This window comes from Agrobacterium bohemicum (genome assembly GCF_001562555.1).
GTDB classification, from domain to species: Bacteria; Pseudomonadota; Alphaproteobacteria; order Rhizobiales; family Rhizobiaceae; genus Agrobacterium; species Agrobacterium bohemicum.
On record NZ_KQ961025.1, the window covers coordinates 64,345 to 90,867 of the forward strand.

The following is a 26,523-nucleotide window of genomic DNA, read 5'->3' on the forward strand; positions in this document are numbered from 1 at the left end:
CTCATTCCCCCGCGACCGGCTTTTCCAACGGCATATAGAGATCGCCGCCCTGCTGGAATTTCTGCGCCATAACCTCCAGACCTTCCTTCTGTGCCTCGGCGCGGATGTCGTGCGAAATGCGCATGGAGCAGAATTTCGGCCCGCACATGGAGCAGAAATGCGCGACCTTATGCGCCTCCTTCGGTAAGGTCTCGTCATGGAACGACCGTGCCGTTTCCGGGTCGAGCGACAGGTTGAACTGGTCTTCCCAGCGGAATTCGAAGCGGGCGCGCGACAGCGCATTATCGCGGATCTGCGCCGCCGGATGCCCCTTGGCAAGATCGGCAGCGTGGGCGGCAATTTTGTAGGTGATAACACCGACCTTCACGTCATTACGATCCGGCAGACCCAGATGCTCCTTCGGTGTGACATAACAAAGCATCGCGGTACCAAACCAGCCGATCATCGCCGCACCGATGCCGGAGGTGATGTGGTCATAGCCCGGCGCAATATCGGTTGTCAGAGGCCCAAGCGTGTAGAAGGGCGCTTCGCCACAGACCTTGAGCTGCTTGTCCATGTTTTCCTTGATCTTGTGCATCGGCACATGGCCGGGGCCTTCGATCATGACCTGACAATCTTTAGCCCAGGCGATCTGCGTCAACTCGCCCAGCGTTTCGAGCTCGGCAAATTGTGCCGCATCGTTTGCATCGGCGATAGAGCCGGGCCGCAGCCCATCACCCAGCGAAAACGACACATCATAAGCGCGGCAGATGTCGCAAATCTCTTCGAAATGCTCGTAGAGGAATGATTCCTTGTGGTGATGCAGACACCACTTGGCCATGATTGAACCCCCGCGCGACACGATGCCGGTGACACGGTTGACGGTGAGCGGGATGTAATGAAGCCGCACGCCAGCATGGATGGTGAAGTAATCGACACCCTGCTCAGCCTGCTCGATCAGCGTATCGCGGAAAACCTCCCAGTTCAGGTCTTCCGCAATACCGTTCACCTTTTCCAGCGCTTGATAGAGCGGCACGGTTCCAATCGGCACCGGCGAATTGCGGATGATCCATTCGCGAATGTTGTGAATGTTGCGGCCGGTGGAGAGGTCCATAACGGTATCGCCACCCCAGCGGATGGCCCAGACCATCTTGTCGACCTCATCCGCCATGGAAGACGTGACGGCCGAGTTACCGATATTGGCATTGATCTTGACGAGGAAGTTACGTCCAATGATCATCGGCTCCGCTTCAGGGTGGTTGATGTTGGCAGGGATAATCGCCCTGCCCGCCGCCACTTCCTGACGCACGAATTCAGCCGTTACGAGATCGGGAATATGTGCGCCAAAGCTCTCACCATCGCGGGCCAACGTTTCCTTGGCTGCTTCGCGTCCAATATTCTCGCGAATGGCAATAAATTCCATCTCAGGCGTGATGATACCCGCCCGCGCATAGGCAAGCTGCGTGACAGCTTTGCCGTCCTTGGCCTTCAAGGGCTGGTGGCGGAGGGAAAACTCCGGCGTCAAACGCTCGCCGGTGGCAAAGCCGTTGTCTTCAGGTTTAACATGGCGGCCCGCGTAAGCTTCGACATCGCCACGCGCAACAACCCAGTCATGACGCACACGTGGCAAGCCACCGTCGATGCTGACTGTGTGGGATGGATCGGTGTAGGGACCGGAGGAATCGTAGACTGTAACCGGTGGTTCGCCCGCCGTGGGATGCACGGCGATTTCGCGCATGGGTACGCGGATGTGAGGGTGGATGATACCCGGCTTGTAGACCTTGGTCGAAGCGGGTAGCGGGCCGGTGGTAACGACAGGGGTAGGATTTTTAGTGGCAATGTTCATCGTGAGGCTCCAAAGCAAAAACAGTGGAGACCCAGTTCGAGCATGAAGACGAAAAACCACGTGAACGAATAACGACGCATTTCGGCAAAGCCGAACTGCTGTTCCCGCGTTTGCACCGTCCCTACGCCAGTATGAACTGGATCAGGTTCAACGGGTCACTGCGCGCGCTAGCAGTATCTCAGCCCCTTGCCGGGACTCCCCTGGTGAATGCCGCAATCAGAAACCCGACGCAGAAATTTGTCAAGTCATCTGTGGATGGTTGTCGAAAAACAGAAAGTTACACTAAGTTAACCCATCCATTTATTCGAATGTTATTTTTTGGAGCGTAACTCCAAGAATGCGTTATGATGACGCGCTGTGAAGGGAGACTACTCAGAATGAATTCAACTATTCGTGAAATACTGTCGAAATTCGGCCAACTCCCGGTGCCCGTCGATACCATCGAAGATGAGGCTGACCTTTACGCAGCTGGACTTTCTTCTTTTGCATCCGTGCAACTGATGCTTGGCATAGAAGATGCATTCGACATCGAATTTCCCGATAGCATGCTCAACCGGAAGTCTTTCGCCAGCATCAAGGCCATCGAAGACACGGTCAAAACCATTCTTGATGGCAAAGAGGCCGCGTGATGAACGTCTCCGTCGCCCCGCCTGATGCGACGCTCTCGGCGCGCGCCTCCCGTGTCGCGTCGATCGCCGCACGGCATGCCGACGATGTCGATACCGCCGCACGTTTTCCAATAGAAGCCGTTGATGCGCTTCGTTCGGAACGGCTTTTAGGCATTCAAGTACCTGTTCATCTGGGCGGTGAAAGTGCAAGCATCGCGCAAATTGCCGATATCTGCTGCATTCTCGGCCAATCCTGTTCCGCAACGGCGATGATCTTCGCGATGCACCACATCAAGGCCTCCAGCCTTGTGGAACATGGCGAAGACAGTGAATGGCATGTTGCCTTCATGCGCCGCGTGGCATCAGAACAATTGCTTTTGGCGTCTGCCACCACCGAAGGCGGTATCGGCGGAAACATGCGCAATTCCATCTGTGCCATCGAAGTTAACGGTCCCGACTGCACCTTGGAAAAAGACGCCACCGTAATTTCCTATGGCACGCATGCCGATGCCATTCTGATTACCTCGCGTGCCAATGACGCAGCGGCACCCAGCGATCAGGTCATGACCGTTTTCCTGAAGGACCAGTACACGCTCGAACGGACCCATATTTGGGACACGCTCGGCATGCGCGGAACCTGTTCCGATGGCTTCCTGTTCAAGGGAAGCGCACCTTCCGAGCAGATTTTCTCCAAGCCTTTCGCCGAAATTGCAGCGCAATCCATGCTGGCGACATCCCATCTTTTGTGGAGCGGCGTCTGGTATGGAATTGCCTCTGACGCGGTTTTGCGTGCACAAGCCTTCGTTCGTGCAGCGGCGCGCAAATCGCCCGGCGTCACGCCACCAGGTGCCATTCGTCTGGCAGAAGTGTCGAGCAAGCTTCAGACCGTCAAATCGAACGTCATTGCTGGTCTCAAAGCCTATGAGGCCACCAAATCCGATCCCGACAAGCTGATGTCGATGGGGTTTGCCATCGCCATGAACAACGTCAAGATTTGCTCGTCGGAAACCATTATCGAGATCATCAATCACGCCATGCTGATCTGCGGCATCATGGGCTACAAAAACGGTACGCCTTATAGCCTCGGTCGTCACCTGCGTGATGCGCATTCGGCGCAACTGATGATCTCCAACGACAGAATTCTCAGCAACTCCGCCAATCTCCTGCTCGTCCAGAAGCAGGACACCAGCCTTTCGGGATAAGATCATGGACATGCAAACATCTTTTCTCGATCGCCTGTTTGACAAAGGCCTGCTGATCGATACCGGCGTCGATGGCCTCTATGGTCGTAGCGGCCAGTTCGAAGACGTGATTGCCGGTTTTGAGCGCCTGATCGGAACGGTCGGCGGCGCAGATAAAGCCGAAGTTATCCGCTTCCCGCCCGGCATCAACCGTGCCTATTTTGAAAAAAGCGGCTACATGAAAAGCTTCCCGCAACTGGCAGGCACCGTCCACTCCTTCTGCGGCTGCGAGCTGGATCATGTCAGCCTTATCAAAAGCATGGACGAAGGCACGGACTGGACGAAAGACCAGAAGATTACCGATATCGTGCTGACGCCAGCGGCCTGCTATCCGCTGTACCCAACCATCGCCAAGCGCGGAAATCTGCCCGCTAGCGGAGGTCTTTACGACATTCAATCCTACTGCTTCCGCCATGAGCCCTCCAAGGACCCGGCCCGCCAGCAACTGTTCCGTATGCGCGAATATGTATGCATGGGAACTGAAAGCGACGTGACGGAATTCCGTCAGCTATGGATGGATCGCGGCGTCGAGATGATGGAAAAGATCGGTCTCGATGTGAAGATCGACATCGCAAATGATCCGTTCTTCGGGCGTGCCGGCAAAATGCTGGCCAACAACCAGCGCGACCAGAACCTGAAATTCGAATTGCTGATTCCGGTAACATCCACCACCAACCAGACGGCCTGCATGAGCTTCAACTACCATCAGGACGCTTTTGGAGCCAAATGGGGCCTGAACCTCGAAAACGGCGACGTCGCGCACACAGCCTGCGTCGGCTTCGGGTTGGAGCGGATAGCACTGGCACTGTTTGCCAAACACGGACTGGATGTCGAAGCATGGCCACAGCCGGTTCGAGACGCGCTTTGGGGCTGAAGACAGCATGACGAGCATCTTTCCAGCCCTCAACGCCGAGACCTACATTCCGCATCCGTTGCATTCGCTGGAGCGGATGTGGCCGGAAACGAATTGCTATGTCGATCTGTGGATAGAGCTGCTGGCTTCCAGCGGTCTGCCGCCAGAAGCCATGCTGGGCTTTACGCTGACGCAGGATTTCGAGGGCGACCAGTTCACTTTTTTCAAGGTGCCGCTGGAAGACCTCGAAGCGCTCTATGGCATCCGCGTCACCGAACTTGCGATTTTCGACAGGCTCGAAAGACATATCGACATGCAGCTGCAACGTGGACGCATCTGCCTGATCGAGATGGACAGTTTCTACATGCCGGATACGCACGGCACCGCCTATCGCAAGGAACATGGCAAAACAACCATCGCCATCAACCGGATGGACGTGGCAAACCGCAAGCTGGAATACTTCCACAATGGCGGTTATTTTGCCCTGGAAGACGATGATTTCTCCGGTATTTTCCAGCACCATCTGACAGACGAAGACGCCCCATTCCTACCCTATACAGAATTTGCGAAATTTCCTGAAAAGCCAATGTCCGATGTGGAAAGACGGGCGATAGCGCTGCGTCTTCTGGCCTCGCATTTTGCAAGACGACCCGCGCAAAACCCGATCAAGGCATTCGCCAAGGTCTTTCCTGCGCAAGTCGAAAAAATAGCCGACCGGCCCTTCGGTTTTTTCCACAAATATGCTTTCAACACGCTTCGCCAATTCGGCGCGAATTTCGAACTGGCTGCCAGCCATCTGCAATGGCTGGGTAGCGATCAACGTTTCGGCAGCGCGCCTGCCCACGCACTTCGCATTTCGGAGGTGGCTAAAACGGTGCAGTTTCAGCTTGCCCGCGCTATCGCCCGGCGTAAGTTCGACACGCTCTTGACCGCTCTCGACCCGGCGATTGCAGCTTGGGACGCGCTCATGGCGGAATTGGAGATTTCGCTTGCCCAGACAAGCGAGGCAGCGTGACGGTCTCGGGCATCGATAAGGGACAGTCGTTAAGCGAGGGCTGGACCCTGACGCTGACAGAAGCCGATGCCTTTAAGACACCTGTCGATATTCCGCTCGACATCGAGGCGGTAACGGCGCCCGTTCCCGGGACTGTCGCGCAGGCACTGGAAGCACTGGGAAGATTTGATCGCTTTCAACCAGAGCCGCTCAATAATCAGGATGCCTGGTATCGACTGACACTGGTATCCGATAAAATCGGCCCAGCTATTTTGCGCTTCGAGGGACTGGCAACCATTGCCGAAATTTTCCTGAACGGTGAACGTGTTGCGCACTCTACCAGCATGTTCGAAGCGTTGGACGTTTCCTTTGAACCATCAGGTGCCGACGAACTTGCCATTTGCTTTCGTGCCTTGGCACCACATCTGGAAAAATCAGGACCACGGGCGCGCTGGCGTCCACAAATGATGAATTCTCAGGGCCTGAGGCTGATCAGAACAACGGCGTTGGGCCACATGCCCGGCTGGTGTCCGGAAATTCACGCCGTCGGGCCGTGGCGGCCGGTTCGGCTGATCCGCAAAGATCAGTGCAAATTCGAAATCCTGTCCTTTCAGTCGCAACTGGATGCGGATGGAACGGGATTCCTGCGTATCTCTGTTCGCAGCGATGCCACTGCAATAGAGCTGGGATGCGCCGATCTATGGACAACATTGCATCCCGCGGGCGACACTACATTCGAAGGTGAACTCCGGCTGGAGCATATCGAGCCATGGTGGCCCGCCACTCATGGCACACCGGTGCTTCACGATGTGAGCCTGCGCATTGAGGGTCAGACTCACCTCGCCGCCAGGACAGGGTTTCGGCGTATCGATATCGACCATGGAGCCGACGGAAAAGGCTTTGGCCTGAAAATCAACGGCGAGCCCGTGTTCTGCCGTGGCGCTGTTTGGACGAATGCCGATATTGTTCGACTGCCTGGCAACCGCGCAGATTACGAGCCCTGGCTTCGCCTCGCTGCTGAAGCCGGTATGAACATGACCCGCATCGGCGGCACGATGGCCTACGAGACACCTGAGTTTTTTGTACTCTGCGATGAGCTGGGGTTGATGGTCTGGCAGGATATGATGCTGGCCAACTTCGATTATCCAGCCAAGGATGAGGCGTTTCTGGCTCATATCGATCAAGAAATCTCCCACCTCCTCACCAACACCGCTTGCTCGCCATCACTTGCCGTTTTGTGCGGCGGAAGTGAAATGTATCAGCAGGGAGCAATGCTGGGGCTATCGGAACAGTTCTGGAAAGGCCCGCTGACGGAAGAAATTCTGCCCGCACATGTTCGTCGTCTGCGACCTGATATCGCCTATGTGCCGAACTCTCCGTTTGGCGGGGCCCTGCCCTTCGTCTCGAACGAGAAGATCGGCCACTACTACGGCGTCGGTGCCTATTGCAGACCGCTGGAAGATGCGCGGCGCGCGAATGTACGGTTTGCCGGCGAATGCCTCGCCTTTGCAAACGTCCCGCATCAGGTCACCCTCGACAAATACCTGCCAGTAAAACCGGTTCACGATCCGAAATGGCGCGCGCGCGTGCCCCGTGACCGAGGGGCGTCCTGGGATTTCGAGGACGTGCGGGATCATTATCTCAAGCTACTTTACGACTTAGACCCGGCAACATTGCGAAGAGAGAATGTTGATCGCTATCTCGATTTTTCCCGCGCAGCGATTGCCGAGGTCATGGAAGCGACATTCGCAGAATGGCGGCGTGTCGGCTCAAATTGTCAGGGCGCGATGGTATGGACGTTGCAGGATCTGCTGCCGGGTCCCGGCTGGGGAGTTATCGATTCAACAGGCCTGCCGAAGTCTGCCTTTTATGGTCTTAAACGTGCGTTTCGACCTCTGCAGATCAACCTTCTCGATGAGGGCACCAACGGCCTCGATATCCATCTCATTAATGAAACACCTGAAAATGCGGACGTCGTCGTGGAGATTGCATGCCTGCGTGACGGCATCCAGCCTGTCGTCAGCGGCAGGCGCGCAATGAGTCTAGCAGCGCGTGACAAGCGGTTGATTGCTGCAACCGACCTGTTCGGTGCATTCTTCGATACCACCTATGCCTATCGGTTTGGTCCCCCTGCACACGACGTCACGGTCGCAAAACTCCTGGATGCGCAAACTGGTGTGCTGCTCGCCAATGCCGCCCATTTTCCAAGGGGCCGACAGGCAGCCCTTCATCCTGTCAGCCTTCAAACTGACCTGACGATGAACGACGGGCGTTGGATCCTGCATGTAACCGCGGACCGTTTTGCCCAATCCGTTTGTATAGATGCCGAAGGTTTTCGTCCCGCCGATGATGGATTCCATCTCTCGCCGGGGGAAGGCAGGCGTATCGAACTCATTCCTGCCGGCCCCCAGTCAACGGAAATGCCCCGTGGCGAAATTCGCACGCTGGGCAATGTCCAACTATTCCGTTTTTGAGAAATTGCGCTATAAGGCGCTTCATTCATAATTCGTAAAAGAATGGTCCGCGCCGTCACGGTCGTTCCATCCCGCCATTTTGCGAGAAGAGACGCATCTTCATTCATTCTTCTAACGTTCATAACCGTTGCGCAACAGCGGCTTTGACGCAATGACAAACATCAACTACCTTCCAGTCAGTCCGGCAAGGCATAGAAGTCCTACATGGAAAAAAGTCTAACCCGCTATATCTGGAATCATACGAGGCGGCAGCAACTTTTCATTCTGCTGATTGTCGCCTTTTCGATGGTTCCCTACTTCCTTGCCTTCGATCTTCCCAAGCAGATCGTCAACGGCCCGATACAGGGCGATGGCTTCGAGGGCGTGAATTCCACACAGCTCTTCATGCATTTGACGTTCGATCTCCCCTATCTCGGAAAGATCACGCTGTTTCCGGGCGTCGAGCTCACCCGTTTCGGCATGCTGATGGGGCTGAGCCTGACGTTTCTGGCACTCGTCGTCATCAACGGCCTCTTCAAATACTATATCAACACCTATAAGGGCCGCCTCGGTGAGCGTTTGCTGCGCCGTATTCGCTTCCAGTTGATCGACCGTATCCTGTTGTTTCCCCCTTCCCACTTCAAACGGGTGAAGGGTGCGGAAATTTCCAGCATGATCAAGGACGAAGTGGAGCCTCTCGGTGGTTTCACCGGTGATGCCTTCGTTCAGCCAGCGCTTCTCGGGGGCCAGGCACTTTCAGCTCTCTTCTTCATTCTCGTGCAGAATTTCTGGCTCGGGCTGATCGCTGCTTTCATGGCCGCGATTCAGGTCGGGATCATTCCCCAGATGCGTCGCCGCTTGATCGAACTCGGCAGGCAGCGACAGTTGAGCGCGCGCCAGCTCGCCGGCAGGATCGGCGAAATGGTGGATGGCATCGGCACCATCCACGCCTACGACACCTCCAATTATGAGCGCGCGGATGCTGCTCACAGGCTCGGCGAAATCTTCAAGATCCGCTACGACCTGTACCAATGGAAGTTTATCGTCAAGTTCATCAACAATTTCCTGGCTCAGCTTACACCGTTCTTCTTCTACTCGCTCGGCGGTTATCTAACGCTGAGAGGCAGTCTCGATGTCGGTCAGCTCGTCGCCGTCATCAACGCCTACAAGGAATTGCCGGGTCCCTTGAAAGAATTGATCGACTGGGACCAGGCGCGCCAGGACGTTCAGGTGAAATACGAGCAGGTGTTCGAACAGTTCGATTCACCGACAATGATCGACTCGAAAATTCAGGCCCTGTCGCCGGAAGAAGCCGCAGCGATCACAGGGCCTATCGTTATTGCGGGGCTTGCATTGGATGACGACAGCGGCACTCGGCTTCTGGATCAGGCATCCCTGACGATCAATCCGGGAGAGACCGTCGGCATCGTGGGCGGCTCAGGAGCCGAAGCGCTCGCCGATGCGCTTGGACGGACCCTTTGGCCAACATCAGGCAAGATCACCTTTGGGGATATAGACCTGCACGACCTGCCGGAATCTGTCAGCGGCCGACGCATATCCTATGTTTCAGCCGACACATATTTCTTCCATGCAAGCCTGAGGGAAAACCTCGTTTACGGCCTGAAACACGCACCATTGAAGGCAAAAGACTATACCGGTGCCGACCTGGAACACCGGAAATGGGAAATTCGCGAAGCAAAGCTCGCAAAAAATCCTGATATCGACATCAACAGTGACTGGATCGATTACACATCCAGTCCTTTTGGAAGCGATGAAGAAGAACAGTTCCTCAAGGCCATGCTGTCAGTTCTCGACACTGTTCAGCTGTCACCCGACATTCTCGAATTCGCCTTGCGCTCCTCTATCGATCCTTCGACCGATCTGCATTTGGCAGCCCGGATCGTAGAACTGAGGCAGGCGCTGCGCGCAGAGCTGGAAGAGGAAAACCTCAGCGGCCTGATCGTGCCGTTCGAGCCCAACAGCTATAACGCCGAGGCCACTGTCGGCGAAAACATCATGTTCGGCACGATGCGCGATTCATCGATTGCAAGTCGGAAAGTTATCGACAGTGATTATTTCCGCACCCTGATGCGCAGCAGCGGACTGTCCGAAACGCTGTACGACATGGGTTATACGATTGCGGAAAACGTGGTTGAAATTTTTAGCGACCTTGCGCCCGACCACCCTTTTTTCCAGCAGCTGACCTTTATGACGGCTGACGATATTCCGACCTATCAACAGACGCTACAGCGCCTTCAGGGCAAGAGCTACAAGGATGCCAACGACGCCGACAGGCGCGCCATGCTACGGCTCAGCTTCTTCTATATCGAACCACGTCAGCGTTTCGGTCTTCTGACGCAGGAGGTAATGGACAAGATCATCGAGGTCAGACACATGTTCCATCAGAACCTGCCCGATGATTTGCGCAGCTGGATAGAGCCATACGATCCCGAAAAATATGCGGCTTCAACCAGTCTCCTCGACAATATCCTGTTCGGCAAGATCAGCCACCGCTATGCCGACGCCTCGCGCCGCATCACCAAGATCGTCGCCGAAGCCATGAAGAAGCAGGGCCTTTACGAAAAGGTCCTGGCCGTCGGACTGGAATTCAACTTGGGCGCAGGCGGCAAGCGGCTAGGCCCCTTGCAGCGGCAAAAACTCAATCTGGCGCGGGCGCTGATGAGAAAATCGGACTATTACGTGCTCAACCGCCCGTTGCCCGGTCTCGACCATCGCATGCAGCAGGAAATTGTCGATAGCGTCATCTCTTTCCTCAAGCGCGATGACGCTAATCCGGCTGTGATTTGGATACTGTCCAATGCTGCACTTTCAAAAATGTTCGACCGTGTTATCGTTATAAACCACACGACCATCGTTGCGGATGGAACATACGAGACTCTTCTGGAAGAAAACGGTACATTTAAAGAAATGATCGCCGCATAGTTGGTTTATCTTGGGTAGAACAGGAATACGGACGGGACAGGGCAATGCTTTTCAAAGACGAAATTCAAATGCTGAAACGCGTTCCCTTCTTCAGTGAGATGGAGCCTTCCAAGCTGAAGCTGTTGGCTTTCGCGTCAGATCGGGTTTCCTACCACGCCGGTGACGAGTTGTTCCGGCAGGGTGATCTTGGAGATGCCGCTTACGTTCTTTTGACCGGCAAGGTCGACGTTCTGATCGATTCCCCCTCAGGGCAGATCAAACTCACGGAGATGAGCGGAAACGCCATCGTCGGTGAAATCGCCATACTGTGCGACAGTGTGAGAACGGCAACAGTACGCGCGTCCACCTCGGTGGAAGCTTTGCGGATCGGCAAGGAGCAATTCTTCAAGCTCATGTCGGATTTCCCGGACGTAACGATCAAGGTCATGCGCGTGCTGGCCGAGCGCCTGACGCAGACAACGACCGAGTTGAGCAAAGCAAGGTCAAGTTCCAACGCTTAAAGAAACAGTCTTTTTAAACCACGTTTTTTGAAAGAAAAATAAAAGTGGTGCTATCGTCATAAAACTGAAATGCTGGCCCTACTAATGGCGGAGACATTCTTGTCTTCCTAAGGCGGGGTAACGGCAGGGCAGATAAAACGATGCCCATCGGAAGATGGCCTCAGGGCTATCCGTGGTAAATTGGGGTGTATCATGGCGTTGAATTCCGACGATCTACGTCGGGACAATAAATCAGAGTTTCGGGTAAAGATTTGGGGAGCAAGGGGAACGCTTCCCGTATCAGGAGACAAGTTCCGAAAATATGGTGGCAACACGATCTGCATCGAAGTCAGATGCGGCGAGCACGTCCTGTTGTTCGATGCGGGTTCAGGTTTGTTGCCTGCCGGTCAGTCGCTTAAGGCTGAAGGTGTTGGCGCCGTCAACATGTTCTTCTCCCACTGCCACTATGACCACATAGTTGGATTTCCCTACTTCAAGCCGTTTTTCAATCGCGAAAATGCGGTTCGCATCTGGTCGGGCCATCTGGCCGGACAAAAGACGACGCGGGAAATTCTCAGCGAATTCATGAGCCCTCCCTGGTTTCCCGCCCCGCTCGATATCTGTTGCGCCCGGATCATTACCAAGGACTTCCAAGCAGGAGACGTTCTCTCTGTCCATCCCGATTTGAGCATCACGACAGGAATGCTCAACCATCCTGGAAACGCCATCGGCTACCGCATCGATTGGCAAGGCCGCAGTCTTGCTATCATCACCGATACTGAGCATGAGGCCGGCAAAACCGATAAGACTGTTTTGAAACTCATCGAAAACGTCGACCTGTTTCTCTACGACGCAAGCTTTACCGATGCCGAGATGGAGACCTATCGGGGCTACGGCCACTCATCGTGGCAGCACGCCGTCCATCTCGCAAAGCTTGCCAATGCCAAAAGCGTCGGTCTGATCCATCACGCACCCTTTCGCACCGATGACGAACTCGATGTTATCGATGCCGATGCAAAGATAGAGTTTGCGGGTGCCTTCGCTGCTTGGGACGGGCAAACGATAAATCTTTGATATCAGTGTGCTTGCCCTAACGGACGTGATGCTTTGCACAAATGCCGATGACGTGATCGCTGATCTGTTCAGCTTTTTTAATCGTTAGAGTATAGCGGCAAACGGCTATCAACAGAGAACTCTCTGGCAATCTGCCGAATAACGAGCGCGATGCTGCAACCGGAGACGATCAACATGGCCAGGATCGTCTCGGAAACGTCGCTGAGGCATGCGCGCATGCTGTCCGGCCTCGTGATGCTGGGCTTCGTGTTCACCCATCTGGCGAACCACGCACTCGCCCTGATTTCGATTGATGCCGCCGAATATGGCCGTATGTGGTTCAGCATCGTCTGGCTCAACCCCCTCAGCAGCCTTATTCTCTATGGTTCGGTGTTGACCCATATCGTGCTGGTTTTGCGCTCCCTTTATCTGCGCCGCTCCTTCAAGATGCCTGCTCGGGAAGCGCTTCAGATTCTCATCGGCCTCCTCATCCCCTATCTGATCATCGACCATGCCACTGGTATCCGCATTTCGCGTTCGCTTTACGGGGTCGATATCGGTTACGAAACCGTGATCCATAATTTCTGGGTGCGCAATCCGCTGCTCGGTCTGCGCCAAAGCACAGCACTGGTGCTGATCTGGCTGCATGGCTGTCTTGGTATATTTTTCTGGCTGCGGTACCGGGACTGGTACAAGAAAATTTCGCCCTATCTTCTCACCATCGCCGTGTTGCTGCCCATTCTGGCGCTTCTGGGCTTTAGCGATGCGGGCCGGGCGATGGAGAACAATCCGCCGCCGCCGAGAACGCCTCATGCCAACCAGGCTGAACTCGAAGCGACGATCGATGCCGTTACGAACGGAGCGAAAGCCCTGTTTGGCGGTGCAATCGCGCTGGTTCTTGCTCTTCGCGGCGTTCGCAGCTGGCGGCAACGTTCGAACGCGTTCGAAATCCGTTACGATCACGGAGCCTTCGTGCGCGCACCTGCTGGCTTGAGCATATTGGAAGGTAGCCGCTTGGGTAACGTCCCCCATTTTTCGGCCTGCGGTGGCAAAGGCCGGTGTTCGACATGCCGTGTGAGGATCATAGATACGGAAGGACCCCTGCCGGAACCATCCACGATGGAAAAAGCTACCCTTCAGCGTATCCATGCGGATAGTGATGTCAGGCTTGGATGCCAGCTCCGCCCTAAACACAATATCAAGGTTGCTTTACTGCTCGCCTCAAAACAGCAGCGAGACATCCCCGCCAGCGGTGAGCCGATCCGGCCCGGTCGCGAAGAGGAGATTGCCGTCCTGTTTTGCGATCTTCGCAGCTTCACAGCCCTGTCGGAAGCGCGGTTGCCCTATGACATGGTGTTTTTGCTCAACAGGTACTTCACTGTTGTGGGCCAAGCGGTGGAGCAGGCTGGTGGCAGGCTCGACAAATTTATCGGCGATGGTGCCATGGCACTGTTTGGCCTTGAGGGAAACACGGAGACCGCAAGCCGAGACGCGCTGAAGGCGGCAGCACTCATTCTGCGCAACATCGAAACGCTCAACGAGGAGCTGGAAAAGCAGTTCTCAGTGAGACTGCGTATCGTCGTTGGTATCCATGCGGGGCCATCCATCGTCGGCGTGATGGGTTATGGCGCAGCTAAAAACCTGACTGCCATCGGCGACACCGTCAACGTCGCGAGCAGGCTGGAAACTGCCGCAAAGGAATTCGATACAGCGATCGTTGTGTCAGAACCGGTATTGAAGCAATCCGGTCACGACATCCGGGCGCTGCAAAGTCGCACAATTCCCATCCGTGGCAAAAGCTCGCAAATGAAAGTCTTTCTGATTTCAGAAACAGAAAGCCAGCTCTTCCTGTAGGCAGATTATATTTTCCGATACAGGAAATAACGATCCGTTGGCACCGAGGTTGGTGCTGGCAGCGGATTGAGGGTTTTCTCCTCCAACGGAAGACCACTGACCGCGACTCCGCCCTTGGCCAGCATTCCCGCGACGAACTGCGGCAACCATGTCAGTGTAACCGCGTCCTTTTCCGGATAGCCGGTGCCGATATCGGCGTGAACGAGTGATGCCTCGATGCCGAGATAAGCCTGGGCAGTCTCGGCGATCTCACCGATCACCAAATCTTTTTCGTCCGGTACTGAAGAAGCGTGCGCGCCCATGGCCCGATCAAACGCAACGATGCGGCGATCTGGAAAAAGTTCGCGCAGATGATTGAAGGTACGGCCGTTACCGAGACCGATTTCCATCACCGGCCCACCGGTGGGAAGGTTCATATCGGCGTGGACGTGGTTGAGAATATCGCGCTGCGCCGTCAGGCGACGAATGAAGCTGTCCAGTCTGCTCATTTCTTACTCTTCCATCAGGCTTTGATGATGTGGCTTGCCACAATGCCACGCTTGGCAAAAGCATTGCGCGTGTCGATAATCAGCGGTGACCACGTCGAAAGACTTTGATAATCGACGTCGTCATGGTCGGTCGCGATGAGAACCGCATCGAATTCACTGATCGTCTTCTCATCCCAGACAACAGACTTCATGCCCATCAGGTGACCATATTCGCGGGTTTTCGGAATTTCCGCGACATAGGGGTCGAAATAGGAGGGCTGACCGCTTCGCTCGAGAATAAGCTCGATCAGCTTCAACGAAGGGCTTTCGCGAATGTCGGGCACGTTCTTCTTATAGGCCAGACCGACGATCAGAACCTTCGAGCGACTGAGCGCCTTGCCGCTGTGAACATCAAGCGCTTCTGCAAGGCGGGTAACGATGTGGCGCGGCATACCGGTATTGATCTGCCCGGCAAGCTCGATAAATCGTGTCGGCAAATCATATTCGCGGGATTTCCAGGTCAGGTAAAACGGGTCGATGGGAATGCAATGCCCGCCAAGTCCCGGACCGGGATAAAACGGCATATAGCCGAAGGGTTTGGTTTTGGCCGCGTCGATCACTTCCCATATATCGATGCCCATCGCCTCGTAGACGACCTTCAATTCGTTGACGAGGGCAATATTGACAGCACGAAAGACGTTCTCGGTAATCTTGACTGCCTCAGCCGTGGCGTTGGTGGAAACGGGGACGACCGTTTTCACAACGGACCCGTAAAATGCCGTCATCAGTTCAGCCGCATCGGAACCCTCACCGGCCACCACTTTGGGAATGGTTGATGTCTGAAAGTCGCGATTGCCGGGATCTTCCCGCTCGGGCGAGAACCCAAGAAAGAAATCCACACCCGATTTAAGGCCCGTCTTTTCCAGAATAGTTTTGACGACGCCATCCGTGGTGCCGGGATAGGTGGTGGACTCCAGCACGATAAGCTGACCCGGGCGAAGTCTGCTGGCAATCTCCCGGCAGGTGTTTTCGACATAGGAAAGATCAGGATCGCGATATTTCGTCAGTGGTGTCGGGACGCAGATGGCAATCACATCACAATCGGCAAGTCTGGAAAAATCACAGGTCGCGACGAAACCATCGTTCTGACGCGCGCCGTTCAACACATCGTGTGGTACCGCTTCGATGTAGCTCTTACCGGCATCGATGGCCGTGATCTTGTCAGGATCGATATCGAACCCCACCACCTTGAAGCTGGCATGCGCGATCGTCATCGCCAGCGGCAGACCGACGTATCCGAGGCCTATCACGCCTGCCGTGGCCTTTTTGGACTGGATGAGACCGAGAAGGTGTTGTGCGTTTGAAGAGAAAGTCAAAGCTGATTGCGCCCCGCGCATGGAAGAAGATGTCCATCAGTTGGGCGAGAAGAGGCAAAGTGTCAAGGTTTGGCCGGGTCAAATTCCCATTGACGAAGCGTTGACCGGCGACGCAAAACTGAACCATGAAAATCGCATTCTACTGCCCACTGAAATCTCCCAACCATGCCGTCCCCTCCGGCGACAGGCTGATGGCACGGTTGTTGATGGAAGCGATGCGACTTGGCGGGCATGAGGTACACGTCGTGTCAGAGCTACGCAGCTTTCTGCGGCAGCCAGAAGGCGAGGACGCCGAGAGCCTGAGAATGGCAGCCAAAGCGGAGAGGGACCGCATTACAGGTGAATGGCTGGGCAACGGCAAGCCGGATGTCTGGTTCTGTTACCACCCCTATTACAAGGCGCGCGATCTTCTCGGACCGGAGCTTTGCCAGCACTTCGGAATCACATACGTCACCGCAGAAGCGTCCTATTCACCAAAGCGAAATAGCATGGGATGGGCGAAGACGCAGGCTGAACTTCTCGCCGATCTCCGCTTCGCAGCCGTCAATATCTGCTTCACCCAGCGTGATCGCGACGGGATTGTAAAAGCAGCAGCCGATATCAGCACGGCCATGCTGCCTCCCTTCATCGATGCCTCAGTTTTCATGAAGGTGAGCCCCTCACCCACCCGTTACCGTATGGCAACGGTGGCAATGATGCGCGCGGGCGACAAGCTGGCGAGCTATCAGGCGCTGGCGCAAGCCTTGAAACAGATACCGCCTGATGTGCCATGGACGCTAGACATTGTCGGAGACGGACCTGAACGTGACACCGTGCGAGAGCATTTTGACACGATCGATCAAAACCGCCTCATCTGGCACGGCGAGCGAAATGCCAAGGACATCTCGGAAATCCTGTCGCGTGCCTCCCTCTATGTGTGGCCGGGCCACGGCGAGGCCTACGGGCTTGCCTATCTGGAGGCGCAGGCAGCCGGCTTGCCAGTTGTTGCAGAGCGTATTGCCGGGGTTCCGGAAGTCGTCAGGGATGAAGAAACAGGCATTCTGACCGCGCCAGGCGATATCGAGGCCTATAGCGCAGCACTGGTCAAACTGATGACGGATGACGCGACGCGCCAGACTATGGCGCAAAAAGCGCGCCGCTTTGCGAGCATCGACCGCTCCCTGCAAAACGCCGCCACAACACTGAACGAAATCCTGAAGCACGTGCTGGAGCAGACGCCATGACCGAAAAAAAGCTTTTGGACACACTCGATGATTTCGCGAGCAAAGGCATCATCGCCGACTTGTGGTTGCGGGATGACGACGCGACGGTGCCAAGCCTGGCACTTAACAGGTTGCTGAACCTTTCCGAGCAATATTCCATCCCCATAACATTAGCGATCATTCCAGAACCGACCGGCGAGGCGCTGGCAGCCCGGCTTGAGCAAACGACAAACATCGATGTCGCGGTCCACGGCTGGGCGCATCAAAACCATGCGGGACCGGATGAGAAAAAACGCGAGCTTGGGTTACACAGACCGCTCGGAACCGTTCTTGGCGAACTGCAAGCCGGACTTGTGAAACTTCGATTGCTCCACGGGACCCGTGTCACGCCCATGCTCGTGCCGCCATGGAACCGCATCGACCCTGACCTCATCAAACATTTGCCGCAGGCGGGCTACAAAGCATTGTCCGTTTACGGGCCTGAAAAGCCTGATCGCCTCCTCCTTCTCAACACACATGTCGATGTCATCGATTGGCGCGGCAACCGAGGCGGCAAGGATCATGACCTGTTGTTTACGGAAACCGCCGCACGGATGCACGAAGCGCATGCGACCGGCGGCATGACGGGTATCCTGACGCACCACCTCGATCACGACGACAATGTCTGGACGTTTTTGCAAAGGCTTTTCAAACTGACAGCAGGCCATCCCGGCTGTCGCTGGCGTTCATCGCGCCAATGGCTACATGCATTGTCACCATGATTTCCAGGCGACCAGCAATCCATCACCTTTCACGTCCGCGCGAATAGCTTCGACTGCGCTAAAGGGCGCCAGATCCGGCAGCGTCGCCACGACGAAATCCCCACTGGCCAGACAGACAGAGCCGGAGCGTGCAACGATTGTGAAAATCAGCGGGCCGGTTGCCCACCATGCCGGCGCTCTGGGCAGCTTATCCAAAATCTCGGGAAAAGCATCCAGCATCCGGCTGAATAGGGGGTGAGACGCTGGTGTTGCGATAAACGAATTGGCCAGAAGGACACTACCCTGTCCCGTCATGCGCGGCACATTTTCCGCAAAAGCGGTCAGTCCGATCATGGGCAGCAGATCACCGAAACTCAGATCATCACGGGCGGGATAGAAATCGCAATCGAGGTAAATGCCACCCATCTTCGACAGAACGATATATCGTGCCACATCCACCGCACCGGGATAATCCTTTTCGGCCAGCATTCCAGCAAATACAGGATTGGCGAAAACCCCCTCCTGTTCAAGATCGGCCTCACGCCATAGACGATAGTCAAACCCGTGTGTTGCAGCATGGGCCGCCCACGCACCGGTCGATACCGGCACTTGCTTCTCACCGATCCATATCTGGTGAATGATCTTTGGCACAGGCTCCCGGTTTTTGGCGGCCATCACACGTCGCTCCGCCGCAGAAAAACGACCATAGGTCTCTAAAACATCCGGTGAGGGAACAAGGTGGTATTGATAGCCGACACGGCTGACCACATCCCTTTGCGCCTTTGCCAAGGCAAGAAAGACGGAATGAAGCCTGCGCGGCAAACCCAGGGCTGTCTCATCACCCATCAGATGTTGGTCGGGCTCCTTGGAAAGCGCGTCCAAAACATCGCGAGCGTCTACAAACTTGCCTTGGGCAATGTCGTGCCGGGCGGCGGCAAGCTTTTTATCGAAATAAGCCTTGTCGGGCATGGCGGTCCCTCGCGTGTTCATCACTCAGACATATCTTCGAAATAGATGTTTTTCCGCAAGCCCGGTTTATTCGGAACTTCCTGAAATTTTCATTGTTTCAGGAGCATAGACAGATGTTAAGGCCTGCGATAACGTATCTTTTATGGCCCCGAAGTAACTGCCGCAGGCAAAATAAAAAAAACGGTGAGGACACCCTTGGCATGACTTCAGGCGCCGATCTGCTTCGCATCGAAAATTTGCAAGTATCGTTTTCTCTGATGGGCGGAAAAATCGATGCCGTCAGAAATGCCAGCCTGCGCATTTTGCCGGGCAAAGTTACGGCACTTGTCGGCGAATCCGGCTCTGGAAAATCCGTCATTGGCCAGACCATCATGGGCATTCAGCCGCGCACGGCAAGCGTCAAGGGGCGCGTCCTGTTTTCCGATCCGCAGCGTGCGCTGGCCGAACCGGTTGATCTTTTGCGGCTGGAGCAGGACGGCAAGCCCATGCGGGCAATCAGAGGCAACCGCGTCGGCCTGATCTTCCAGGAGCCGATGACCTCGTTTTCGCCGCTGCACACCGTCGGAAACCAGATCGATGAAGCCTTGCGGATTCACTCCGTACTGACGCCTAGGGAACGGCAGGAAAAGCTCGAAGAAACACTCGATCTCGTCGGCTTTTCAAATCCGCCCAAGATTTGCAATATGTACCCCTTCGAGCTTTCCGGCGGCATGCGGCAGCGCGCGATGATTGCCATGGCGCTTATCTGCCGTCCCGCACTTTTGATCGCCGATGAGCCGACGACGGCTCTCGACGTAACGATCCAAGCACAAATTCTCAAGCTGCTGCGCGATCTGCAAAGCCGCCTCAACATGGGGATGCTGCTGATCACCCACGACCTTGGCGTCGTCGCCAATATCGCCGATGAAGTCGCCGTGATCTATCAGGGCGAGATCATGGAATCCGGACCGGTCGATGAGATTTTCCGGGCGCCGTCGCATCCTTATCTTAAAGGTCTGATGGCGGCGGTCCCGCATTTCGACATGAAGCCCGGCGAACGGCTGAAGGCACTGCGCGACGTCGTCATCGACAAGGAAAGCCTGATCGGCAAGAAAACGGCGAGTGTCGATAAAACGCAGGGCGTCCTTCTCACAGTCGACAACATCGGCAAGACGTTCACGACCCGAAAATCGAGCTGGTTTACCGCTGGAAAGGCCACCACCACCAAGGCGGTCGATGGTGTCAGTTTCGAAATCCGTCGCGGCGAATGTCTCGGCCTTGTTGGCGAAAGCGGCAGCGGCAAGACCACTGTCAGCAAAATCCTCATGCGCGCCGTGAGACCTGATGAAGGCTCCATTACCTTCCACAGCCGCACCGGCGATATCGACGTTTTGAGTGCAAAGGACGACGATCTGCGCGAATTGCGCACAAAGATACAGATGGTGTTTCAAGACCCTATCTCGTCGCTGTCTCCGCGCATGACGATCAGCAATATCCTCAGCGAACCGCTCGAAATTCACGGTCGCGGCGATGCCAGATACCGCGCGGAAAAAGTCCGCAATCTCCTCAAGGCGATCGGTCTTGGAGAAAGCGCGCTCAATCGTTACCCGCACAGTTTTTCGGGTGGCCAGCGTCAGCGCATCGGTATCGCCAGAGCGCTGACTTTGGGGCCGGAACTGCTGATTTGCGACGAGCCGGTATCGGCGCTCGACGTTTCGGTGCAGGCGCAAATTCTCAATCTGCTTAAGGATCTGCAAAAAGACCTGGGCCTGACCTACCTGTTTATTTCGCACAATCTGGCTGTGGTGGATTATATGGCGGACCGCGTTGCGGTGATGTGCGAGGGCAAAATCGTGGAGCTTGCACCGCGTGAAGCGCTGATGCGAAATCCGGTTCATCCATATACCAAATCGCTGCTGGCCGCCGTGCCGTTCCCCGACCTCGACAGACCACTCGATTTCAGCACCATCGCCAAGATAAGCGCCACGGGTAAATTCGACTGGGGTAAGCAGTTTCGCGACAGCGATGATGGTGGGTTGATTACAGCCGATCTCGGCGACGGCCATCTTGTGCTTGCCAATGGGAATGTCGACATTGCGGAGCTACGCTCGTGATTACCCGCCGAACCACACTCGCCCTCCTCGCCTCGGTCTTTGCACCATGGAAAGCATTCGCAGCCTATAGCGATTCCGACTTCTTCAAGGAAAAGCGCGAAAAAGGCGAGCTGCCGCCGGTCGATCAACGGCTGCCCAAGAACCCTCGTGTTATGAACATGAAGAACCTGGGTCGAGAGCCTGGCAAGCATGGCGGCTCCGTCCGCATGCTGATTGGCGGGCAGCGGGATATTCGACTGATGCCGATCAACAGCTACGCGCGGCTGGTCGGCTATGACGAGAGCTTCAATTTTCAGCCAGATATTCTGGAAAGCTACACGGTCGATGAGGAGCGCGTCTTTACGCTGAAACTGCGCGACGGCCACAAATGGTCTGACGGTAGCGACTTCACCACCGAAGACTTTCGTTATTTCTGGGAAGAAGTGGCGCTCAATCGCGAAATCCACAAGGGTGGACCACCCATCGAGTTGCTGGTTTATGAAAAGCCGCCAAAGGTGGAGGTCATCGACCGTCTGACCGTGCGTTATTCCTGGGAAGGGCCGAACCCGGACTTTCTGGCCAAGCTCGCCGGTGCCTCGCCTGCACGCTTGTGTCTGCCCGCTGCCTATATGAAGCAGTTCCATGCGAAATATCAGACGCCAGAAAATCTTGCCAAGTTGATGAAGAAGAACAAGGTGGAAGACTGGAGCAATCTGCATGTGAAGATGTCACGGCAGGTGCGCCCGGAAAATCCCGATCTCCCGACGCTGGATGCGTGGCGCAACATCACGTCACCGCCGTCTGAACAGTTCATTTTCGAGCGTAATCCCTACTATCACCGCGTCGATGAAAATGGCCTGCAGTTGCCGTATCTCGACCGGTTCCTGCTCAATGTGACGTCATCGGAAATCATTGCCGCAAAGACGGCTTCCGGCGACAGCGACCTGCAATTCATGGGTCTGGATTTCAACGACTACACGTTCCTGCGAGACGCCGAAGACCGCTATCCGATCAAGGTGAACCTTTGGAAACGTAGCCAGGGCTCGCGTGTCTGTCTTTTACCGAACCTGAATTGTGGTGATGATGTCTGGCGCAACCTGTTCCGCGATGTGCGGATGCGCCGTGCCTTGTCGCTCGCCATCGACAGGCATGAAATCAACATGGTCTGTTTTTACGGATTGGCAAAGGAAAGCGCCGATACGGTTTTGCCGGAAAGCACGCTTTTCCGTCCCGAATTCGCTAAAGCCTGGGCCGACTTCAACCCCGCCTTGGCAAATGCGCTGCTGGATGAACTGGGACTGACAAACCGAAATGACAAGGGCGTTCGACTGCTTCCAGATGGCCGCCCCGCCCACATCATCGTCGAAACCGCGGGTGAAAGCACGCTGGAAACGGACGTGCTGGAACTGGTCACCGATCATTGGCGAAAAATCGGTATATCCCTTTCCAGCAGGCCCACCCAGCGCGATGTGTTTCGCAAGCGGGCCATGGGTGGCGAGGTGCTGATGTCGGTATGGTTCGGCATGGATAACGCCGTGCCGACGCCCGATATGCTGCCTGCCGGGCTCGCCCCAACCGGCGATGATCAGCTTCAATGGCCCGTCTGGGGCGTTCACTATCTGTCGGGGGGGCGCGAAGGTAAGGAACCTGACTTGCCAGAGGCTGCCCAGCTTCTTGCCCTTTTGAAGAAGTGGCGCCTGAGCATAACCGAAGAGGAGCGGCGCCATATCTGGCTGGACATGCTGACGCTCTATTCGCAGCAAGTCTTTTCCATCGGCATCGTCAACAGCGCACTTCAGCCCATCGTGCATGTGACGAAGATGCGCAACGTCCCGGAAAAAGCGCTCTATGGTTTTGAGCCGACTTCCTATCTCGGTGTCTATATGCCAGACGCGTTCTGGTACGACGGAGACGCATGACATGCTCAGATATATTCTAGGGCGTCTGCTCGTGATGATCCCGACACTCATTCTGATTTCGATGCTGGTCTTTACAATCATCGAATTGCCGCCCGGCGACTATTTCGAAAGCTATGTCTCCGAGATGCGCGCCATGGGCGAAACCGCCAATATGGCGGAGATCGAAGAATTGCGCGCCCGTTATGGCTTCGACCAGCCTGCGCCCATCCGATATCTTCGTTGGGCATCCGGCATGCTGGTGGGCGATTTCGGTTATTCCTTCGAGTATCAGCTTCCCGTCAACGAGGTGGTCGGCGACCGCCTCTGGCTGACAATTCTCGTGTCTTTTGTCACCATCATCGTCACCTGGCTGATCGCTTTTCCTATCGGCATCTATTCCGCCACGCATAAGTACAGCTGGGGCGATTATGGACTGACGTTTGTGGGGCTTCTGGGCATCGCCATTCCCAACTTCATGCTGGCGCTCATCCTGATGTATTTCGCCAATATCTGGTTCGGAACGTCCATCGGTCACCTCATGGACCGCGAATACCTCAACCAGCCGATGAGCTGGGACAAGATGAAGTCGATCCTGGAACATCTTTGGATACCCGTCCTCATCATCGGCACCGGCGGCACTGCCGGTATGATACGCAGATTGCGCGCCAACCTGCTGGACGAGCTTCAAAAACAATATGTCGTCACCGCTCGCGCCAAGGGCCTTCATCCCTTCAAGGTGCTGACGAAATATCCGCTGCGCATGGCATTGAACTTTTTCATTTCAGACATTGGCTCCATCCTGCCTGCCATCATTTCCGGTGCGGAAATCACTGCCGTGGTTCTGTCACTGGAAACGACCGGCCCCATGCTGATCCGCGCCTTGCAAAGCCAGGACATGTATTTGGCTGGGTCTTTCCTGATGTTCCTAGCCTTCCTGACAGTCATCGGTGTGCTGGTATCGGATATTGCACTTGCCATCCTCGACCCACGCATTCGCTTTGGAGGCGGTAACATCAAATGACCACCTCTCTTCCCGAACCTGGCGCACCATTGCTGCATTATGTATCGACGGCGCCGTTCGACCCCAATCTGATCGAACCGACGACCTCTGGGATGGCCGCATTCAACAAGGCGTCGCAATTCAAGCTGATGTGGTGGCAGTTCAAGCAGCACAAGCTTGCGCTCTATTCCGGGGCCTTTCTGCTGTTCGTCTATCTGTCGATCGTCATATGCGAGTTTTTGGCGCCCTATAATCTGCACACGCGCAATGTCGAAAGCATCTATACACCGCCGCAATCCATTCACCTGTTTCACGATGGCGAATTCGTCGGTCCTTTCGTCTACGGGCGAGCCATGAGCCTCGATATGGACAATCTGAAGCGCATTTATAGCGACGTGCCGACGGATGTGCAGAAGCTGCGTTTCTTCTGCCGGGGGGACGGCTACCGGTTCTGGGGTCTGTTTGACAGCAACGTCCATCTGGTGTGCCCAGCTGAAGGCGGGCAGATGTATCTACTGGGAACAGACCGTCTCGGCCGCGACGTCCTGTCACGTATCATTTACGGCGCGCGCATTTCGCTGACCATCGGCCTGCTTGGTGTGGCAATGAGCTTCGTTCTCGGCATCGTGATCGGTGGTCTTGCCGGCTACCGCGGCGGCGTGTTCGATCTGATCGTCCAGCGTATCATCGAAGTGCTGCAATCGATCCCCAGTATTCCGCTCTGGCTGGCACTTGCAGCCATCATGCCGGTGACATGGAGCCCGATCCTCGTCTATCTCGGCATCACCATCATTTTGGGCCTTCTGGACTGGACTGGGCTTGCGCGCGCAGTGCGCTCCAAACTTCTGGCCCTGCGCGAAGAGGACTATGTGCTGGCCGCGCAATTGATGGGCGCCAGTACACCGCGCATCATTGGGCGCCATCTCATTCCGGGGTTCATGTCGCATCTGATTGCGTCTGCCACGCTGACAATACCAGGTATGATATTGGGCGAAACGGCACTTAGTTTCTTGGGCCTTGGCCTTCGCCCGCCGATCACAAGTTGGGGCATTCTGCTCACGGAAGCGAGAAGCGTGAGCGTGATAGCCCTTTATCCATGGCTTCTTTTGCCGACGGTACCCGTGGTACTCGTCATCCTGGCCTTTAATTTCTTCGGCGATGGACTACGTGATGCGGCAGACCCTTTTAAATAACAACGGACTGTCCAGTGACATATCGATCTACGACGAGCCCAAGCCTGGACGAGAGGTACCCCCTTTGAGCACCCGTCTGAACGACGCCCGCATCCTCATGTACAGCCACGATTCTTTCGGGCTTGGCCATCTACGGCGTTGCCGTACCATTGCCCATGCCCTGGTTGAAGATTATCGCGGGCTCAACGTCCTGATCATTTCAGGTGCGACGATTGCCGGTGCGTTCGACTACCGCGCGCGCGTGGATTTCGTGAAAATCCCAAGCGTCATCAAGCTGCGAAACGGCGAATATACCTCGCTCGACCAGCATATCGATCTTCAGGAAACCCTGAAAATGCGCCGGTCGATCATCTATCATACCGCCGAGAGCTTCCAGCCCGACATCTTCATCGTCGACAAGGAACCCATGGGCCTGCGCGGCGAGGTCGAGGAAACGCTGACCTACCTCAAAGCCAAAGGCACAAAGCTAGTTATCGGCTTGCGCGACGTGATGGATTCACCGCAATTGCTGGAAGCGGAATGGAAGAGAAACGACATTCTCAAGAAGATCGAGCGTTATTACGACCACGTCTGGGTCTATGGCCCGCCTGATTTCCACGATCCGCTGATCGGTCTGGATGTGCCACCCAAGGTACGCGACAAGATGGATTTCGTCGGCTTCCTGCAACGGTCGAAGACCCAGTCTGAAAGCACGTCCCATCGCACGGAAGGCGACTATATTCTGGTTACGACCGGCGGCGGTGGCGATGGCAGCGAGTTGATCGACGATGTCATCAATGCCTACAAGGCCGATCCGGAACTGACACACAAGGCTCTGATCGTTCTTGGTCCTTATATGCCAGGAGAACAGCGCCTTCGCTTCATGCAGAATACCTCCGATATTCCCTACATCGAGATCATCGAATTCGATAATCGCATGGAAGATATCGTCGCCGGCGCCAAGGCTGTCGTGTCCATGGGTGGCTACAACACGGTCTGCGAGATACTATCCTTCGACAAGCCCGCACTGATCGTGCCACGCATCGTCCCGCGGGAAGAACAATTGATCCGTGCCAGCCGCGCATCGGAACTCGGCCTGTTCGACATGCTCTTGCCCGAGGATGCCGAAGATCCAAAGAAGATGGCGCAGGCACTCAAAGACCTGCTGAACCGCGCGCCGCCATCCGCCAATGGCAGAAACCTCAAGCTTGACGGGCTGGAAAACCTTTCCAAGCGAATTGCCGAATGGCTTCAACCTGACGATACCGTCAAGGCCGTTAGCCCCAGCGCCTGACTTCAGAAAGAGACGCGGATATCGTGATCG

20 protein-coding genes and 1 riboswitch are annotated in these 26,523 nt (G+C 55.6%); of the genes, 16 read left to right on the plus strand and 4 right to left on the minus strand.

Annotated elements, in window-relative coordinates; all coding sequences use genetic code 11:
* Position 1: 1 nt before the first annotated feature.
* Positions 2-1,825 carry a phosphomethylpyrimidine synthase ThiC gene (thiC, locus tag ATO67_RS06030; protein WP_067645691.1) on the minus strand — a complete coding sequence of 608 codons (1,824 nt, stop codon included), beginning with the start codon at positions 1,823-1,825 and terminating at the stop codon, positions 2-4.
* Positions 1,826-1,925: 100 nt separating this feature from the next.
* Positions 1,926-2,037, minus strand: a riboswitch (TPP riboswitch).
* A gap of 165 nt (positions 2,038-2,202) precedes the next feature.
* Here thiC and ATO67_RS06035 point away from each other — a divergent pair.
* The 9 genes from ATO67_RS06035 to ATO67_RS06075 all read left to right on the plus strand — a co-directional run bounded on the left by ATO67_RS06035 (position 2,203) and on the right by ATO67_RS06075 (position 14,303).
* Positions 2,203-2,454: an acyl carrier protein gene (locus ATO67_RS06035; RefSeq protein WP_067645693.1), complete on the plus strand. Its 252-nt coding sequence runs from the start codon at positions 2,203-2,205 to the stop codon at positions 2,452-2,454.
* A complete protein-coding gene (locus tag ATO67_RS06040) occupies positions 2,454-3,635 on the plus strand; it encodes an acyl-CoA dehydrogenase family protein (protein WP_067645695.1) in 1,182 nt (393 codons plus the stop codon). The genes ATO67_RS06035 and ATO67_RS06040 overlap by 1 nt, the downstream gene beginning before the upstream one ends.
* Before the next feature lie 4 nt (positions 3,636-3,639).
* Positions 3,640-4,548 (plus strand): amino acid--[acyl-carrier-protein] ligase, encoded by a 909-nt coding sequence (locus ATO67_RS06045; RefSeq protein WP_067645696.1) that lies wholly within the window; start codon positions 3,640-3,642, stop codon positions 4,546-4,548.
* 7 nt (positions 4,549-4,555) lie between these two features.
* On the plus strand, positions 4,556-5,542 hold the full coding sequence (locus ATO67_RS06050) for a DUF1839 family protein (RefSeq protein WP_067645698.1): 987 nt from the start codon (positions 4,556-4,558) through the stop codon (positions 5,540-5,542).
* A complete protein-coding gene (locus ATO67_RS06055) occupies positions 5,539-7,995 on the plus strand; it encodes a glycoside hydrolase family 2 protein (RefSeq protein WP_067645700.1) in 2,457 nt (818 codons plus the stop codon). The genes ATO67_RS06050 and ATO67_RS06055 overlap by 4 nt, the downstream gene beginning before the upstream one ends.
* A 204-nt stretch (positions 7,996-8,199) precedes the next feature.
* Entirely contained in the window at positions 8,200-10,917 is a 2,718-nt protein-coding gene (locus ATO67_RS06060) for an ABC transporter ATP-binding protein (protein ID WP_067645702.1), read from the plus strand.
* Between the two features lie 44 nt (positions 10,918-10,961).
* A complete protein-coding gene (locus tag ATO67_RS06065; RefSeq protein ID WP_067645704.1) occupies positions 10,962-11,417 on the plus strand; it encodes a cyclic nucleotide-binding domain-containing protein in 456 nt (151 codons plus the stop codon).
* Between the two features lie 192 nt (positions 11,418-11,609).
* The gene (locus ATO67_RS06070) at positions 11,610-12,470 is read left to right on the plus strand and encodes an MBL fold metallo-hydrolase (protein ID WP_067645706.1); all 861 of its coding nucleotides are present in this window, start codon (positions 11,610-11,612) and stop codon (positions 12,468-12,470) included.
* 174 nt (positions 12,471-12,644) lie between these two features.
* Positions 12,645-14,303 (plus strand): adenylate/guanylate cyclase domain-containing protein, encoded by a 1,659-nt coding sequence (locus tag ATO67_RS06075; RefSeq protein ID WP_067646191.1) that lies wholly within the window; start codon positions 12,645-12,647, stop codon positions 14,301-14,303.
* 5 nt (positions 14,304-14,308) lie between these two features.
* On the opposite strand, the gene ATO67_RS06080 is transcribed toward ATO67_RS06075, so the two are convergent.
* Both ATO67_RS06080 and ATO67_RS06085 read right to left on the minus strand, forming a co-directional pair.
* On the minus strand, positions 14,309-14,791 hold the full coding sequence (locus ATO67_RS06080) for a class I SAM-dependent methyltransferase (RefSeq protein ID WP_067645708.1): 483 nt from the start codon (positions 14,789-14,791) through the stop codon (positions 14,309-14,311).
* Between the two features lie 14 nt (positions 14,792-14,805).
* Positions 14,806-16,167 (minus strand): nucleotide sugar dehydrogenase, encoded by a 1,362-nt coding sequence (locus ATO67_RS06085; RefSeq protein ID WP_067645710.1) that lies wholly within the window; start codon positions 16,165-16,167, stop codon positions 14,806-14,808.
* 104 nt (positions 16,168-16,271) lie between these two features.
* Between ATO67_RS06085 and ATO67_RS06090 the strand changes: the two genes are divergently transcribed.
* A complete protein-coding gene (locus ATO67_RS06090) occupies positions 16,272-17,369 on the plus strand; it encodes a glycosyltransferase family 4 protein (RefSeq protein ID WP_067645712.1) in 1,098 nt (365 codons plus the stop codon).
* Positions 17,366-18,109 (plus strand): polysaccharide deacetylase family protein, encoded by a 744-nt coding sequence (locus ATO67_RS06095; RefSeq protein WP_067645715.1) that lies wholly within the window; start codon positions 17,366-17,368, stop codon positions 18,107-18,109. The genes ATO67_RS06090 and ATO67_RS06095 overlap by 4 nt, the downstream gene beginning before the upstream one ends.
* On the opposite strand, the gene ATO67_RS06100 is transcribed toward ATO67_RS06095, so the two are convergent.
* Positions 18,101-19,057: a glycosyltransferase family 32 protein gene (locus ATO67_RS06100; RefSeq protein ID WP_067646194.1), complete on the minus strand. Its 957-nt coding sequence runs from the start codon at positions 19,055-19,057 to the stop codon at positions 18,101-18,103. The genes ATO67_RS06095 and ATO67_RS06100 overlap by 9 nt on opposite strands.
* A 200-nt stretch (positions 19,058-19,257) precedes the next feature.
* Between ATO67_RS06100 and ATO67_RS06105 the strand changes: the two genes are divergently transcribed.
* The 5 genes from ATO67_RS06105 (at position 19,258) to ATO67_RS06125 (ending at position 26,493) form a co-directional block, all read left to right on the plus strand.
* Positions 19,258-21,150, plus strand: a complete 1,893-nt coding sequence (locus ATO67_RS06105; RefSeq protein ID WP_067645717.1) for an ABC transporter ATP-binding protein — start codon at positions 19,258-19,260, stop codon at positions 21,148-21,150.
* The gene (locus ATO67_RS06110) at positions 21,147-23,048 is read left to right on the plus strand and encodes an ABC transporter substrate-binding protein (protein WP_067645719.1); all 1,902 of its coding nucleotides are present in this window, start codon (positions 21,147-21,149) and stop codon (positions 23,046-23,048) included. Before ATO67_RS06105 ends, ATO67_RS06110 begins: the two co-directional genes overlap by 4 nt.
* Before the next feature lies 1 nt (position 23,049).
* Positions 23,050-24,048 (plus strand): ABC transporter permease, encoded by a 999-nt coding sequence (locus ATO67_RS06115; RefSeq protein ID WP_067645720.1) that lies wholly within the window; start codon positions 23,050-23,052, stop codon positions 24,046-24,048.
* Entirely contained in the window at positions 24,045-25,220 is a 1,176-nt protein-coding gene (locus tag ATO67_RS06120) for an ABC transporter permease (RefSeq protein WP_067645722.1), read from the plus strand. Before ATO67_RS06115 ends, ATO67_RS06120 begins: the two co-directional genes overlap by 4 nt.
* Positions 25,221-25,284: 64 nt before the next feature.
* Complete coding sequence (locus tag ATO67_RS06125; RefSeq protein ID WP_067645724.1) at positions 25,285-26,493, plus strand: glycosyltransferase family protein; 1,209 nt, start codon at positions 25,285-25,287, stop codon at positions 26,491-26,493.
* The last annotated feature ends 30 nt before the right edge of the window (positions 26,494-26,523 follow it).

Excerpts from the sequence above, each read along its gene's own strand:
- thiC (WP_067645691.1), bottom strand. The coding sequence starts at position 1,825 with ATGAACATTGCCACTAAAAATCCTACCCCTGTCGTTACCACCGGCCCG.
- ATO67_RS06035 (WP_067645693.1), top strand. The coding sequence starts at position 2,203 with ATGAATTCAACTATTCGTGAAATACTGTCGAAATTCGGCCAACTCCCG.
- ATO67_RS06040 (WP_067645695.1), top strand. The coding sequence starts at position 2,454 with ATGAACGTCTCCGTCGCCCCGCCTGATGCGACGCTCTCGGCGCGCGCC.
- ATO67_RS06045 (WP_067645696.1), top strand. The coding sequence starts at position 3,640 with ATGGACATGCAAACATCTTTTCTCGATCGCCTGTTTGACAAAGGCCTG.
- ATO67_RS06050 (WP_067645698.1), top strand. The coding sequence starts at position 4,556 with ATGACGAGCATCTTTCCAGCCCTCAACGCCGAGACCTACATTCCGCAT.
- ATO67_RS06060 (WP_067645702.1), top strand. The coding sequence starts at position 8,200 with ATGGAAAAAAGTCTAACCCGCTATATCTGGAATCATACGAGGCGGCAG.
- ATO67_RS06065 (WP_067645704.1), top strand. The coding sequence starts at position 10,962 with ATGCTTTTCAAAGACGAAATTCAAATGCTGAAACGCGTTCCCTTCTTC.
- ATO67_RS06070 (WP_067645706.1), top strand. The coding sequence starts at position 11,610 with ATGGCGTTGAATTCCGACGATCTACGTCGGGACAATAAATCAGAGTTT.
- ATO67_RS06075 (WP_067646191.1), top strand. The coding sequence starts at position 12,645 with ATGGCCAGGATCGTCTCGGAAACGTCGCTGAGGCATGCGCGCATGCTG.
- ATO67_RS06080 (WP_067645708.1), bottom strand. The coding sequence starts at position 14,791 with ATGAGCAGACTGGACAGCTTCATTCGTCGCCTGACGGCGCAGCGCGAT.
- ATO67_RS06085 (WP_067645710.1), bottom strand. The coding sequence starts at position 16,167 with ATGCGCGGGGCGCAATCAGCTTTGACTTTCTCTTCAAACGCACAACAC.
- ATO67_RS06090 (WP_067645712.1), top strand. The coding sequence starts at position 16,272 with ATGAAAATCGCATTCTACTGCCCACTGAAATCTCCCAACCATGCCGTC.
- ATO67_RS06095 (WP_067645715.1), top strand. The coding sequence starts at position 17,366 with ATGACCGAAAAAAAGCTTTTGGACACACTCGATGATTTCGCGAGCAAA.
- ATO67_RS06100 (WP_067646194.1), bottom strand. The coding sequence starts at position 19,057 with ATGCCCGACAAGGCTTATTTCGATAAAAAGCTTGCCGCCGCCCGGCAC.
- ATO67_RS06105 (WP_067645717.1), top strand. The coding sequence starts at position 19,258 with ATGACTTCAGGCGCCGATCTGCTTCGCATCGAAAATTTGCAAGTATCG.
- ATO67_RS06115 (WP_067645720.1), top strand. The coding sequence starts at position 23,050 with ATGCTCAGATATATTCTAGGGCGTCTGCTCGTGATGATCCCGACACTC.
- ATO67_RS06120 (WP_067645722.1), top strand. The coding sequence starts at position 24,045 with ATGACCACCTCTCTTCCCGAACCTGGCGCACCATTGCTGCATTATGTA.